At 46.5% G+C, this 14135-nt stretch carries 13 protein-coding genes; 9 read left to right on the plus strand and 4 right to left on the minus strand.

The window, feature by feature from the left end:
• The first annotated feature begins 101 nt into the window (after window positions 1-101).
• A complete protein-coding gene (locus tag ITJ88_RS02830) occupies window positions 102-1313 on the plus strand; it encodes an acetate kinase (protein ID WP_023469051.1) in 1212 nt (403 codons plus the stop codon).
• 304 nt (window positions 1314-1617) lie between these two features.
• Window positions 1618-2223 carry a 3D domain-containing protein gene (locus ITJ88_RS02835; RefSeq protein ID WP_050678579.1) on the plus strand — a complete coding sequence of 202 codons (606 nt, stop codon included), beginning with the start codon at window positions 1618-1620 and terminating at the stop codon, window positions 2221-2223.
• Between the two features lie 316 nt (window positions 2224-2539).
• Here ITJ88_RS02835 and ITJ88_RS02840 read toward each other — a convergent pair whose 3' ends face one another.
• A complete protein-coding gene (locus ITJ88_RS02840) occupies window positions 2540-2977 on the minus strand; it encodes a universal stress protein (RefSeq protein ID WP_029342342.1) in 438 nt (145 codons plus the stop codon).
• Window positions 2978-3131: 154 nt separating this feature from the next.
• On the opposite strand from ITJ88_RS02840, the gene ITJ88_RS02845 reads away from it, so the two are divergent.
• Window positions 3132-3857 (plus strand): SDR family oxidoreductase, encoded by a 726-nt coding sequence (locus tag ITJ88_RS02845; protein ID WP_195864613.1) that lies wholly within the window; start codon window positions 3132-3134, stop codon window positions 3855-3857.
• A gap of 253 nt (window positions 3858-4110) precedes the next feature.
• On the opposite strand, the gene ITJ88_RS02850 is transcribed toward ITJ88_RS02845, so the two are convergent.
• A complete protein-coding gene (locus tag ITJ88_RS02850) occupies window positions 4111-5214 on the minus strand; it encodes a M24 family metallopeptidase (RefSeq protein ID WP_195864614.1) in 1104 nt (367 codons plus the stop codon).
• Window positions 5215-5369: 155 nt separating this feature from the next.
• Here ITJ88_RS02850 and ITJ88_RS02855 point away from each other — a divergent pair, with 155 nt between their 5' ends.
• Window positions 5370-6680 carry a DRTGG domain-containing protein gene (locus ITJ88_RS02855; RefSeq protein WP_023469046.1) on the plus strand — a complete coding sequence of 437 codons (1311 nt, stop codon included), beginning with the start codon at window positions 5370-5372 and terminating at the stop codon, window positions 6678-6680.
• Window positions 6681-6731: 51 nt separating this feature from the next.
• On the opposite strand, the gene ITJ88_RS02860 is transcribed toward ITJ88_RS02855, so the two are convergent.
• On the minus strand, window positions 6732-7040 hold the full coding sequence (locus ITJ88_RS02860) for a YtpI family protein (protein WP_023469045.1): 309 nt from the start codon (window positions 7038-7040) through the stop codon (window positions 6732-6734).
• A 63-nt stretch (window positions 7041-7103) separates the two neighbouring features.
• Between ITJ88_RS02860 and ITJ88_RS02865 the strand changes: the two genes are divergently transcribed.
• Complete coding sequence (locus ITJ88_RS02865; protein WP_195864615.1) at window positions 7104-8039, plus strand: DHH family phosphoesterase; 936 nt, start codon at window positions 7104-7106, stop codon at window positions 8037-8039.
• A 66-nt stretch (window positions 8040-8105) separates the two neighbouring features.
• Here the strand turns inward: ITJ88_RS02865 and ITJ88_RS02870 are convergent, their stop codons facing one another.
• Window positions 8106-8300 carry a YtzJ family protein gene (locus ITJ88_RS02870; RefSeq protein ID WP_023469043.1) on the minus strand — a complete coding sequence of 65 codons (195 nt, stop codon included), beginning with the start codon at window positions 8298-8300 and terminating at the stop codon, window positions 8106-8108.
• 146 nt (window positions 8301-8446) lie between these two features.
• Here ITJ88_RS02870 and dnaE point away from each other — a divergent pair, with 146 nt between their 5' ends.
• From dnaE to accA, 4 genes are all read left to right on the plus strand, one after another.
• Complete coding sequence (dnaE, locus tag ITJ88_RS02875) at window positions 8447-11608, plus strand: DNA polymerase III subunit alpha (RefSeq protein ID WP_195864616.1); 3162 nt, start codon at window positions 8447-8449, stop codon at window positions 11606-11608.
• Between the two features lie 102 nt (window positions 11609-11710).
• Entirely contained in the window at window positions 11711-12229 is a 519-nt protein-coding gene (locus ITJ88_RS02880; RefSeq protein ID WP_050677654.1) for a FadR/GntR family transcriptional regulator, read from the plus strand.
• A 21-nt stretch (window positions 12230-12250) separates the two neighbouring features.
• Window positions 12251-13111, plus strand: a complete 861-nt coding sequence (accD, locus tag ITJ88_RS02885) for an acetyl-CoA carboxylase, carboxyltransferase subunit beta (RefSeq protein ID WP_023469040.1) — start codon at window positions 12251-12253, stop codon at window positions 13109-13111.
• Window positions 13098-14033: an acetyl-CoA carboxylase carboxyl transferase subunit alpha gene (accA, locus tag ITJ88_RS02890; RefSeq protein WP_023469039.1), complete on the plus strand. Its 936-nt coding sequence runs from the start codon at window positions 13098-13100 to the stop codon at window positions 14031-14033. The genes accD and accA overlap by 14 nt, the downstream gene beginning before the upstream one ends.
• The last annotated feature ends 102 nt before the right edge of the window (window positions 14034-14135 follow it).

Raw genomic sequence — 14135 nt, forward strand, 5'->3', positions numbered from 1 at the left:
ATCTGTCGTTAATTTGACTATTCTAGTTGTAGAACAGAAATAGAAGAAAACCTAAACAGATGTGAATGTTCATTGGATTCAAATGGAAAAGGGGAAAAATCATGGCAAAAATTATGGCGGTAAACGCAGGTAGTTCGTCTTTGAAGTTCCAATTGCTCGAAATGCCGAACGAAACGATGATCGCAGTCGGACTCGTTGAACGCGTCGGTAAAGACGATGCAATCTTTACGATCAAATATGGTGAAGGACAAAAGTATACAGATGTCCTCCCACTTGCAACACATAAAGAAGCAGTCGAGTTGTCACTCGAAAAATTAATGGAGTTCGGAATCATCTCGTCTTACGATGAGATTAAAGGTGTTGGACACCGTGTGCTTCATGGTAAAGAAAAATATGCAGACTCTGTATTGATTACAGATGAAGTCATGCACGATATCGAGTCGTACACAGAGCTCGGACCACTTCACATTCCACCAAACTTGATTGGAATCCGGGCATTCCAAGCATTGCTTCCGGAAGTACCACAAGTGGCAGTCTTCGATACGGCGTTCCACCAAACGATGCCAGAAGAAAACTTCCTTTACAGCTTGCCGTATGATTACTATACAGAATACGGTATCCGTAAATATGGTTTCCACGGTACGAGCCACAAATACGTTACAGAACGTGCATCTGAATTACTCGGTCGTCCGTTAAAAGACCTCCGTTTGATCTCGTGTCACTTAGGTAGCGGAGCATCGATCGCAGCAGTTTCGGGTGGCGAATCAATCGATACGACAATGGGCTTCACACCGCTTGAAGGGATCACAATGGGAACACGTTCTGGTTCACTTGACCCAGCGTTGATTCCATTCTTGATGGAGAAAACAGGGAAAACAGCAGAAGACGTCTTGAACGTCATGAACAAAGAGTCTGGAATCTATGGTCTTTCAGGTCTTTCAAGTGACTTGCGTGATGTCCAGACAGCTGCTAAAGAAGGAAACCATCGTTCAGAGATGGCACTCCGTATCTTTGCGAACCGTATCCACGGTTACATCGGGCAATATGCTGCTGAGATGAATGGTGTCGATGCGATCATCTTCACAGCCGGCGTCGGAGAAAACTCGGATTCAATCCGTGAGCGTGTCTTACGTGGTCTTGAATTCATGGGCGTTTACTGGGATCCATCACTCAACAACGGAGCTCGTGGAGAAGAACTCTTCATTAACTACCCACACTCACCAGTTAAAGTCATTATCATTCCAACGAATGAGGAATTGATGATTGCACGCGACACAGTTCGTGTTGGTGGATTAGTTGCTCAAAACGCATAATCGTTTCAAAAGGACTGAGTCGTTATTCCAACGATTCAGTCCTTTTTTTAATGAAATCTAAGAAAGGGAATATACGAACGTACGATCTATTGTTACGATGTTTGTCATATAACGAAAAATGAATCGTCATCTTTGTAAAAATAAACCCAAAAAAGGTCGATTTCTTAAAAAAATGAGTCGTTTGTAACATAAAAGTAATAGTACAGACATATTTTTGTGGTCTATATGTAACGGCACTCCCTCGTTTTGTCATGTATATTAATCTCAGTTAACAAACACGAAACAATGATGGAGGAGAAAATACATGATGAAACGGATGCTCGCAAGTGTTTTAACGGTCGTGTTAGCACTCAGTTCGTTCGCAGGTCTTCAAGCAGAGGCTGCAACTAAGAAAAGCGTCAAGTCAACAGTCGATAGCCTAGTCATTCGCCAGAAAGCTACTACTTCTTCGAAAAAGCTCGGTCTTCTATATAAGAACCAAACGTTATCATACAAAGCAAAAACAGGTAACTGGTACAAAGTAAGCTACAAAGGTAAAACAGCTTACCTTAGCGCAAGCTACTCGAAAGTCGTGACATCAAGCAGTTCGAAAAAACAATCGACAGGTGGTTGGAAAACAATCACGAACGTAAGCGCAACAGCTTACACACCGTATGATCCAGGTAGTGGTAATCTGACAGCAATCGGTTGGAACATTAAAAGCTCGAAAAAGAAAGTCGTAGCGGTTGATCCACGTGTCATTCCACTTCGTTCGACAGTGAAAGTGTATTACAAAGGGAAATTAAAAGGGACGTATACAGCTGCTGATACTGGTGGTGCCATCAAAGGGAAGAAGATGGATATCCTTTACTACTCTCGTTCAGAAGCATTCAACTGGGGTCGTCGTACGGTCACAGTAAAATACAAATGATTGCAAACCATCGGACATTGGTTCGATGGTTTTTTGATTAAGCAGGTCGTCAAAAAGAGGCTGACTCAAAAAAAGAATGATGCGTCTTTTCACGCCCTTTCCTCAGGCGAGACACAAGCCAGTTTTCCTGCTTCATTCAAGCAGGGAATCGGGTCTTGTTTGTCTCTGACAGCGCATAATGCGCTTTTTCCTATAGGAGTGGCGTGTGACGCGTCATTCTTTTTGTTACGAGATAAGGGTGGTAGATCATCATTCTGCCACCCTTATTTTTGTAGAGACTGACTTTTGAGTCAGCATCTTTTTATAGAAGAGTGATTCATAAACGGACGATCAAGACGTCACATTTTGCGTAACGCGTAATGCTTTCAGAGACACTACCGATGAAGAAACGCTCGACAGCGTTTAAACCAGTTGCGCCACAGATGATTAAATCGGCATCGTGATTAGGAGCAAGTTTTTTAGCGATCGTTACTTTAGGTGAACCGTATTCAATCGCTACTTCGACTTCCTGTACACCACGATCTTGAGCGGTCTTGACATATTCGTCTAGCAATTCCTTCGCGTAAGATTCGGCACGCTCCGTAATGGTGCGGTCATAGGCTTCTACTGTTGCGAATGTCCGTGTATCAATGACATGTGCGATGATCAATTTTGCGTCATTTCGCAATGAAACATCGATTGCCGTCTCGAAGGCACGTTCTGCCTCTTTTGAGCCATCTACTGCTACGAGTACATTATGATAGACGATTGCCATGATGAATCCATCCCTTCGTAATCGATATTATGAGTACACCCTAATTATACCATTCTCTTACTGGGAGCGGATGAAACATTCAGTGAGTTCTAAAAATTGTCCTTCCTTTCCGTTCCGTCGTAAGATGGAGTCAGTGAAAGGGGGCGATGCCAAGATGAGGCACGCGTTAATTACAGCAGGTACAAAAGGACTGGGAGAACGAGTGACGCGCCAGTTACTGGAAGAAGGTTGGAAAGTGACAGCGTTTCATCGTTCCGAACCCGAATTTACACATCCGAATCTTATAACGATTCAAGCCGATGTGACGAATCAAGAAGAATTGGAACGTGCAACCCAACAAGCAATCAATGAGCAAGGTCGGATTGATGCGTTGATACTTAATGCAGGACCTTATATATTCGAACGAAAAGCGTTAGTGGATTACACGGATCAGGAATGGAATGAAGTGATCACCGGAAATCTGACAGCTAGTTTTTGGCTGTTGCGTCAAGTATTGCCCGTCATGCGTAAGCAAGCCTACGGTCGAATCATTACGTACGGTTTCCCGGAAAGTGCAACAGCGCCAGGATGGGTATGCCGGGCAGCGTTCGCTGCTGCTAAAAGCGGGATGGTGAGTTTGACGAAGAGTGTAGCGCTTGAAGAAGCGGAACACGGCATCACGGTCAACATGGTCAACCCGGGAAACATCGTTGGTGACAATAAGACGAAGCAAATTTCTGAAGCGGAGCAAGATGAGGCGACGCCGGTCGGAAGAACGGGAGTCGGAGAAGATATCGCTCGCGCGATCTCCTTCTTGCTGGCAGAAGAATCAAGTATGATCACGGGAGCAATCCTCGATGTGACTGGTGGCGTCAATGTCGTCCATCAATCCCGTAAGTAAGAGAAAATGAGGTTGACTCAAAAAAGGATGACGCGTCTTTTCACGCCCTTTCCTCAGGCGAGACACAAGCCAGTTTTCCTGCTTCATTTAAGCAGGAAAGCGGGTCTTGTTCGTCTCTGGTAGCGCATCAATGCGCTTTTCCTGTAGGAGTGGCGTGTGACGCGTCATCCACGAGATAAGGGTGGCAGATTATCATTCTGCCACCCTTATCTTTGTAGAGACTGACTGTTGAGTCAGCTCCATTTTTCTTGAGTTAAGATGACGGAATGGATTGAAGATGTTTTGGTGTGCGAGTTAACGCAACTGGACCTTCCGCAGTGAGATGAATATCATCCTCGATGCGGACGCCACCGACACCTGGAACATAAATGCCTGGTTCGAGTGTGTAGACGATACCAGCTTCAGCCGTCAGTAAGTTGTTTGACGCGAGAGATGGGAATTCATGAACCTCGATTCCAAGTCCGTGACCGACACGGTGCGTGAAGTACTGCCCGTAGCCAGCGTTTGTAATAACGTCACGGGCTGCCTTATCTAACGAACCGAGTGTCGTGCCGATCTGACTCGCTTCTGTCGCGGCTTCAAGTGCTTGGCGAACTGTTTCATAGATCTTTTTCTGTTCTTCGTTCGCTTCGCCATAAATGAAGGTCCGTGTAATATCGGAACAGTAGCCTTTCCATACGACGCCGAGATCGAATAAGACGAAGTCGCCTTCTTGGATGACGCGGTCGCCGGGTACACCGTGCGGATCAGCGCTGTTTGCGCCAAATAGGACAAGCGTATCAAATGACATCTCACGAACACCTTTTTTCTTCATTTCATATTCGATTTCCGCAATGACTTCGATTTCCGTGATCCCTGGGCGGATCGCTTGTTTACCGATTTCGATTGCTTCGTCCGCAAGTGCTGCTGCTTCTTGAAGAATAGCGATTTCTTCCGGTGTTTTCTTCAGACGAAGTCCTTGTAAAGACTCACCGATATCAAGAATGGCTGCGTTTTCGAGACGTGAGCTTAGTTCCTGATAGCGACTGAACGTCATGTGTTCTCCTTCGATACCGATTCGGTTATTCGAGTGTTCGAATGTCGCGAATAATTCTGCTAATCGATCAAATGGGTTTTCGTGATCCTCATAGGTCACGACGTCTCCTTCCCAAGGACTCGCTGCAACGATACTTGCTTCGAGTGCCGGACAGAATAATACATGCTTACCGGTTACATCGACGAGAACCGCCATAACACGTTCGTGGGGTTCAGCGTAGACTCCTGAGAAATAAAAGACATTTGCCTTCGAAGTGACGACGGCTAAGTCGATTCCTTGTTCTTTCAGGAATTCACTGATTTGATTCGTACGTTCGCTCATATATGATTCCACCTCTCTACTCATTTTCTACATAAGTATATCATCGTCCGGTTCGAAAAACATTTATCGTAAATCAGACTAGTACACGTTTTCATCTTTAGAGTAGTACAGTATAATGACAGGAGAGTAGAAAAAAGGAAAAGAAGGGATACAGTATGCCTACGAAACACGAACAGATCATTCGACATATCGAAGATCTTGATGTCGGAACAAAGATTTCCGTCCGACAAATCGCGAAGGATTTGACCGTATCCGAGGGGACGGCTTATCGCGCCATTAAGGAAGCAGAAAATTTAGGGTTCGTTTCGACGATTGAGCGAGTTGGAACGATTCGGATTAAAAAGAAACAAAAAGAAAATATCGAGAAGCTGACATTCGCGGAAGTCGTGAACATCGTCGACGGTCAGGTGCTTGGTGGTCGAAATGGATTACACAAGACGCTGACGAAATTCGTCATTGGTGCAATGAAGCTCGAAGCCATGATGCGCTATATCGATGTCGATAGTCTCGTCATCATCGGAAACCGCGAAAAAGCACATGAACTCGTGCTTGAAGCAGGAGCTGCTGTATTGATTACCGGTGGCTTTGATACGACAGAAGATGCAAAACGACTGGCAGATGAAATGGAGTTGCCGATCATTTCGACGTCCTACGATACGTTCACGGTCGCGACGATGATCAACCGTGCGATTTATGATCGATTGATTAAAAAGGAGATTTTACTCGTTTCGGATATTTTAATTCCGTTGCATGATACGTTCTATTTACAGACGACGGATCCGATTTCACGCTGGCACGAGTTGAATGAGCAGACGAAACACAACCGTTATCCCGTCATCGATGAACAAATGAAGGTCGTCGGTGTCGTGACAGCGAAGGACATCATTGACCGCCCACATGACTGGGCTGTTGAAAAAGTCATGACCCGTCATCCGATCACGGTCGGTATTCGAACGAGTGTCACGAATTCTGCGCATCAGATGGTCTGGGAAGGAATCGAGATGCTGCCGGTCATCGACCAGTACGGTCGATTGCTCGGGATCATTAGTCGGCAAGATGTCCTCAAGGCACTGCAACTCGCGAATCGTCAGCCACAAGTCGGAGAGACGTTCGACGATCTAATTACAGGACAGATCAAGGCGGCAGAGGACGAACGGGGACCGTACTTATCGCTTGAGGTCTCGCCGCAAATGACGAACTTCATGGGGACTGCCTCGAGTGGGGTATTGACGACGCTTCTAGTCGAAGGAGCGACGCGAATGTTACGCCATATGAAAAAAGGTGATCTTGTCATCGAAAACGTCAGCATCTATTTCATTAAACCTGTTCAAATCGAGAGTACGGTAACGATTCGGGCGAATGTCTTTGACGTCGGTCGAAAATTCGGGAAAGTCGATGTCGAAATGTATCAAGGGACACAAATCGTTGCAAAGGCACTCGTGACATCCCAACTCATCGATCGTTAAATGAATCAAAAAGAACCGAAGTCAATGGACTTCGGTTCCTCTGAATCTAGCTCAGGATTGCTCCATCTCGCGGACGACATACGGATAAATCTTTTTGTAACGGATGAATCCGGCGATGAATGAAGCAACACCGACGATGATTAAAATGGAACAAACGATTTTCCCGACGAGTGTCGTTAATCCGTTTCCGGAAACGAACTGGTTGACGGCAAATAGGATGACGAACAAGCTCAACCAAATGCTCGCTTGCGTATTGAACAAGTATTTTCGGTTCGTGCTTTTCGTATGGAACGCGCGGCGTTTTGCTAACAAATACCCACCAAGCGAGAAAACGATGAGGGCGATGAGGATGAATTGCATGTTAAAAGGACCTCCTTTTTGTCTTCATCTCATATCATATCAAGATTAGAGGAGCTGTGCACAGTGAAAGAGCAAATCAAACAAATGATTGAAGTGGCAGATACAATCATCATTCATCGTCATGAACGTCCAGATCCCGATGCACTCGGTAGTCAATTCGGTTTGCAATTGACGTTACAACATCAATTCCCTAGCAAAACGGTATTAACGGCCGGAGAGATGGCGACATCATTGTCATTCATGGGAGAGCTCGATCAAGTAGACGATGAATTATACAAAGAGGCGTTAGTCGTGATTCTGGATACAGCGAATCAAGCGCGGATTGACGGGAAGGTCGCAATGACAGGAAAAGACGTCATTAAAATCGACCATCATCCGGATGAAGATCCATACGCACCAGTGCAACTCGTTGATACGACGATGAGTTCGACATCGGAATTGCTCGTTCATTTATTGAACGAATGGGGATACGAGATTCCAGCATCAGCTGCCATTCAATTCTACGCTGGAATCGTCGGTGACACGGGACGCTTCCAATTCCGTGGTACGACGAAACGAACATTTGAAGTCGCTGCACAATTGATTGATGCAGGAATCGATACGGACTGGTTGTATCGCAATATGTACGAAACAGAACTTGCGGCGCTTCACTTACAAGGATACGTCCTTCAACATATTCAATTGACGGATCAAGGTGTCGGTTATGTCGTATTGACACAAGATACGTTGAAGGAGTTTGGGGCGACGGTTGAGCAAGCATCGTTGCTCGTCAATAGTTTTGCCGGTTTAAAAGGTATGAAGTGTTGGGCATTGTTCCTTGAAACGGACACGGAGGTTCGCGTCCGGATTCGTTCGAAGGGTCCCGTCATCAATGAAGTAGCAAAAGAATTCAATGGTGGTGGACATCCGATGGCGTCTGGTGCAACGATTGGACAGTTGAGTGAAGTCGAACGTGTCATCCGTCGTCTGGACGAGGTCGCTGCTAACTTCCAGTTTTAAATGGAAAAAAGGCTGCTCGGTCTCACTCCTCTCATTGAGGAAGCGAAGCGAACAGCCTTTTTACGCTTATTGCGTTTTTGTTTCGTCTTGCGGAATGAACCAAACGCCACGATCTGTGTGATCTTCAATGACATTCAGTTGAAGTTCAGCGACAGATTTGCGAATCTTCTCAGCGATTTCTTCCGTTTCAGTAAAAGCGGTAACACCGAGCTTTAATTGTTCGACTTTTTCACGTGCGATTTGACTGCGATTCAAAATCATGAGAAACGCTCCTTCCGTACCCGTCATGATATTTCTATACTTATTGTATCGAATAATAAATCAGATGGCGAGTACTTGAGTCAGTTAGATATGAATGTTCTGAAAACTTTTAAAAACATCCATCAGAAGAGAAAGGAGAATGGAAGATGCATATAAATGTTCGAACGCAGTTTAGTCCATTGCAGAGTTTAGTTCGAATCGAGTCCTATCTTGATGAACTAGTCCGTCGACACATCGGACGAGCGGTCATCTGTGAGACGACATTGACAGGAGTTCCCGCATTCATCGATGCATGTCAGCGTCGAAATATGCAACCGATCGTCGGATGGGAGCAGCGAATCGAAGAAGAAGAATTTTGTATCTTATGGTTTGCTTTTTCTTCTGATGGACTGCGTCAACTGTATCGACTAGCCAGTCAACAAGGGGAGACTGAAGTTTCATCACTGATCGCGGTGCTCGTACCACTGCGTCAAGCCTCTGAAGATGCGACGCGTCTACGTCGTTCCTTCGTTCAATGGATGGGACACGTTCAAGGAGCGCGTACATATATGGGTGTGACCTCTAGCCGCTCAACGGTCGAACGAGAGAGTCGTGCGCGTTACCGCGAAGTAGCAGCAGCGCTTGGTGTTGAGACTGTTCCAGTCGATCCTGTTCGTTACATTCGTCGAGATGAAGCGCCAGCGTATCAAGCGATACGTGCGATTGGTGAAGCGACGACGTTCCAAGACCAAAAGACAGATCGTCTGATGCATTTAAAGACCCGGGAAGAGTTACTCGAAGACTTTACCGAGCGAGAAATTACGATGGCGGAGCAGTTTGCTACGACATCTGAACGCTTGGAATTACCGTTTCAACAACGTCCACTGCCGCGTGTCGCGGAAGACTCGAATGCGTTATTACGAAAACGTGCTGAGGAAGGATTACTGGCACATGGTCATGAAAGTAACGAAGCGCGTGAACGTCTCGCTTATGAACTATCAGTCATCGATAAGACGGGATTTGCCGATTATTTCTTAATCGTTGAAGAACTCGTACGTAGTGCGAAAGCCAAAGGCATCTTCGTTGGACCCGGTCGAGGCTCAGCAGCTGGATCACTTGTCAGCTATGCGCTTGGGATCACAACGGTGGATCCATTGAAATATGGATTACTATTCGAACGATTCTTAAATCCCGAGCGGATTTCGATGCCGGATATCGATATCGATATCGAAGATGAACGACGCGAAGAAGTATTAGAGGATCTCGTGATGCGTTACGGAAAAGATCACGTTGCTCAAATCGGTACATTGTCGACGCTCGGTGCCAAAGCCGCTCTGCGAGACGTCGGACGGACGCTGGAGTTTTCGAAGGATGAGTTAGATGCTGCGGTCAAACAGCTTGGAAAATCAACGACGTTACAAGGGATCGAACAAAATAAACAGACATATCGTTGGTTCTCTGGAAGTGAAAAGCGCCGGCAACTGTTGCAACTAGCGCAAGCGGTCGAGGGTCTCCCGCGACAACGTTCGGTTCACGCGGCCGGTGTCGTCATTGGATCTGAACAGCTCGTCGAAACGACACCCGTTGAAACCGGACCAAATGAACGGTATGTGACGCAGTTCTTGATGCAGGCGTTGGAACGTCAAGGATTGTTGAAAATCGACTTGTTAGGATTACGAAATCTCAGTCGTTTGCGTCGGATGGAAGAATTGATTCGTCGAGAACAGTCATCCTTTACGCTCACACAAATTCCGGAAGAAGACCGCGCGACATTTCAAGTCTTTGCCCGCGCCGAGACGGATGATATTTTCCAATTCGAGTCGACAGGTATGAAACAGACGTTGCGCGAAGTCAAACCGAATCGGTTCGAAGATTTGGTGGCAACGATGTCACTCTATCGTCCGGGGCCAATGAAATTCATTGATCTGTACGCGAAACGAAAAGCTGGTCAACCTTATCAAATGCTGCATCCCGTATTAGAAGACGTACTTGCACCAACGTATGGCATCATCGTCTATCAGGAGCAAGTCATGGAAATCACCCGTCGAGTGGCTGGATTTACACTCGCGCAAGCAGATTTATTACGACGTGCGATTTCTAAAAAAAGTACGGATTCGCTCGAACAGGAACGGGTTCGTTTTCTTGAAGGAGCGAAGTCGAACGGATTCGATGATGCGATCGCACAATCACTTTATGAACAAATTGAGCGATTCGCTGGGTATGGATTCAACCGAAGCCATGCGGTCGCCTATTCAAAGATTAGTTATGCCCTCGGATATATCAAAGCACATTTCCCGCACATTTTCTTACTCGTCTCGGTCGAACAACCGGAGCGTCTCGTCCGATTGATGCGCGAACGCCGTCTCCCGGTCCTATCGCCGGATGTCTGGATTTCGGATTACCGTTCTTCACTAGAAGGCAAAGGGATTCGACTGGGTATCCATGTAATTAAAGGTATTTCCGAGCGAGAGTTCGAGCGTGTGAAGGAAGCATCGAAGCACACGGCGACGATTGCTGATCTATTGACCCACGTTGGATGGGGCAAGAAGGAGCGCGCAAAAATTGAATTGTTACTATACAGTGGTGCGCTAGACCGAGCGACGCACGGCGATCGCGGACTCGCTGAACAAGAGGTGCTCGAGTATTTCACCGAGTCGTCGAATACATTACTTCCAGACGAGTTGGCAATTCTCGGGAAACGGCGGACACAGAAGTCATCGAAACGAAGTGATTCTGACTGGGCACGATTAGAACGGGAAGTGCTTGGATTCTGGTTGACGTATTCGCCGTTGACGACAGCAATGAAAGCTCCGGTTGAATCTGCTTATTTCCATGACCTTGGCGTCGGTTCGGAAACACATTATTTAGTCTGTTATATTGATCAGATCCGAGAGTTCAAGACGAAACGCGGTCAAACGATGGCGGTCATTCAGGCAGTCGATGGGTATTCGAATGAAGAGGTCGTCGTCTTCCCGAATCAATATGAACGATTCCGTCGATCACTTTATTTAGGGAACGTCTTACTGATTGAATTAAAGGTGCAGGATCGCGAAGGGGAGCGTCAGTTCATTTTGGAACGTCTTCGTCCGCTTGGACAAGATGTGCTATTCGTCAAGTTAACATCAAAAAATGAGCTGGCCGCACTCGAACAGTTGCTTGAAGCAGTACCAGGCGATATTCCAGTCGTCGTCCGCTACGCAGATTCACGCGAGACAAAATCGTTACCGCCGCTTTATGCAGTGCAACATGATGAGGAATTACTAGCTCGGCTACGTATTCGGTTTGGTGAGGATCATGTCGTCCTGAAAAATGTCCCCCGCTCAAACTAGTACTAGGTAATAAGATTTGTTATAATAAGGGGTAATTGGTCTGACCAATGCCACCGATTGAAGCAACCGACTGAAGGGTCAGAAAGGTGGTGCCGTATCGATATGGAGAAGAAACGAAATGCGTTTGAAGCCAATATCGCGGCGATTAAATTGATGATCGAACAAGATGGATTAGTTCCAGGAGACCGTATTCCATCGGAACGGGAACTGGCAGAACGACTATCCATCAGTCGACCGTCCGTACGAGAAGCATTACGGACGCTCGCTTATTTAGGGATCGTCGAGACACGACATGGAGGCGGAAGCTTTCTATTGAACCGTGACGATCATACCTATATTCAAATCATCGCTCAATTCTTAGTGACTGGCGATTCGAAGTTCGAAGACTTGGCAGGAACGCTCCGCTTGCTTGAGCAAGCAGCGCTCGCGCAGCTGGATGACCTTTCGGTGCTTGCACCAGTCGTATCATCCGATGCAGCGTTTCGTGAGACGTTGATTCAGACGGTCGATAACGATTTGTTTGAACGAATCTGGCGACAAGTCAATGCCTTCCATAAAAGCTTCGGTCAAGGGGAACTCTATACGCAGGCGGAACGGGAACAACTCTTGAACCGCCCATAGGATGACAAGGGGGAACTGAACGTGCAAGCATTTTTTCGAAAACCTAAAAAGTTCGTCACGCTGACTTCGAAGGAGCAGCGTGTCGATGTGCCAGTTGGCTTAATGACGAAATGTCCGAAATGTAAATTAATCCAATATACGAAACAACTGGAGGCGAACTTACGTGTCTGTTCATGTGGGTATCATCACCCGTTGACCGCGCAAGAACGTTTTACGCAATTATTCGATGAAGGTTCGGTGACGTATTTCGACTTACCGGCAGTCCAAGCGGATCCGCTCGGATTCCAGGATTACCCGGAAAAATTAAAAGGCGACCAAGTCAGAACGGGTCTTGAGGAAGCGATCGTCTGTGGCGTCGGGAATGTGAATGGTCACCCACTCGTCGCTTGTGTCATGGATGCACGATTCCGGATGGGCTCGATGGGTGCAGCGGTCGGTGCTGCGATTTCTGAAGCAGTTCGTTACGCAACGAAACATCGTCTACCTGTCACGATTTTCTCTGCTTCAGGTGGAGCACGGATGCAAGAGGGAATGGTAAGTCTCATGCAGATGGCGAAATCGAGTCTCTTCTTAAAACAGCATTCAGATGCTGGATTACTTTATATTTCTTGTATGACTCATCCGACAACCGGCGGGGTATCAGCAAGTTTTGCGATGCTCGGTGACTTTAATATCGCTGAACCGGGGGCGTTGATCGGGTTTGCAGGTCGCCGGATCATCGAACAAACGATTCGTGAGAAACTACCGGAAGATTTCCAAACAGCAGAATTCTTATTACAAGCAGGTCAACTGGACGATGTCGTATCACGACATGATCTGAAAACGTACTATACGCGAATCTTAAAGCTACATGCGGAGGGAACGAACCATGCAACCATTTGACCAACCAGTCATCGCGTTACGCGAAAAAATTCTTGAGCTCCATGATATGGCGGAAACACAAGGACTAGACTTCAAGGAAGAACTCCAACTTCTTGAGGAACGACTTCATCGGTTAGAACTTGATATTTACGGGAATATGAAAGCGTGGAATCGTGTTCAATTGGCACGTCATCCAGAACGTCCAACGACACTCGATTACATTGAATCCATTTGTGAAGACTTCATCGAACTACACGGCGATCGTCATGGATATGATGATGCGGCAATCGTCGGTGGAATCGGAACACTGAATGGTCGTCCGGTGACGATCATCGGTCATCAACGCGGGAAAGATACAAAAGAAAACATTCGTCGTAATTTCGGGATGCCACATCCGGAAGGGTATCGAAAAGCACTACGTCTCATGCAACAAGCGGAGAAATTCAATCGACCGATCATTACGTTCATCGACACGAAAGGGGCTTACCCAGGACGTGCAGCAGAAGAACGTGGTCAGAGTGAGGCCATCGCGAAAAACTTATTTGAGATGGCTGGTATGACGGTTCCAATCATCTCGATCGTCATCGGTGAAGGTGGATCAGGTGGTGCTTTAGGAATCGGAGTATGTGATCAACTCTTGATGCTCGAGAATTCAACGTATTCGGTCATCTCTCCTGAAGGTGCTGCAGCATTGTTATGGAAAGATGCAAGTCTCGCGGAGAAAGCGGCAGAATCGATGAAGATCACAGCACCTGATTTATTACGACTCGGGATCGCGGATGCCATCATTCCAGAAGTCGTCGGAGGGGCGCATCTCGATGTGTCACTACAGGCAGATAAATTAAAAACTGTATTGGTACAGAAGCTCGAATCATTGGTTCATCTGACCAAGGAAGAGCTCATCGATCAGCGGACCGAAAAATATCACCAAATTGGCACATAAGCACCATGTAATCGCTATCATGATTGATATTCCTCATTTCCGGAATCGATGATGAAAAAGCTAGTGAAAGTTTATGCAATCTGCCCTGTTGTAAAACAAGAA

The sequence above is a fragment of the Exiguobacterium abrahamii genome (assembly GCF_015645365.1).
Lineage (GTDB): Bacteria > Bacillota > Bacilli > Exiguobacteriales > Exiguobacteriaceae > Exiguobacterium_A > Exiguobacterium_A abrahamii.

Bases quoted from the DNA above. Each gene is read 5' to 3' on its own strand.
- ITJ88_RS02830 (WP_023469051.1), top strand. From the start codon at position 102: ATGGCAAAAATTATGGCGGTAAACGCAGGTAGTTCGTCTTTGAAGTTC.
- ITJ88_RS02835 (WP_050678579.1), top strand. From the start codon at position 1,618: ATGATGAAACGGATGCTCGCAAGTGTTTTAACGGTCGTGTTAGCACTC.
- ITJ88_RS02840 (WP_029342342.1), bottom strand. From the start codon at position 2,977: ATGGCAATCGTCTATCATAATGTACTCGTAGCAGTAGATGGCTCAAAA.
- ITJ88_RS02845 (WP_195864613.1), top strand. From the start codon at position 3,132: ATGAGGCACGCGTTAATTACAGCAGGTACAAAAGGACTGGGAGAACGA.
- ITJ88_RS02850 (WP_195864614.1), bottom strand. From the start codon at position 5,214: ATGAGCGAACGTACGAATCAAATCAGTGAATTCCTGAAAGAACAAGGA.
- ITJ88_RS02855 (WP_023469046.1), top strand. From the start codon at position 5,370: ATGCCTACGAAACACGAACAGATCATTCGACATATCGAAGATCTTGAT.
- ITJ88_RS02860 (WP_023469045.1), bottom strand. From the start codon at position 7,040: ATGCAATTCATCCTCATCGCCCTCATCGTTTTCTCGCTTGGTGGGTAT.
- ITJ88_RS02870 (WP_023469043.1), bottom strand. From the start codon at position 8,300: ATGATTTTGAATCGCAGTCAAATCGCACGTGAAAAAGTCGAACAATTA.
- dnaE (WP_195864616.1), top strand. From the start codon at position 8,447: ATGCATATAAATGTTCGAACGCAGTTTAGTCCATTGCAGAGTTTAGTT.
- ITJ88_RS02880 (WP_050677654.1), top strand. From the start codon at position 11,711: ATGGAGAAGAAACGAAATGCGTTTGAAGCCAATATCGCGGCGATTAAA.
- accA (WP_023469039.1), top strand. From the start codon at position 13,098: ATGCAACCATTTGACCAACCAGTCATCGCGTTACGCGAAAAAATTCTT.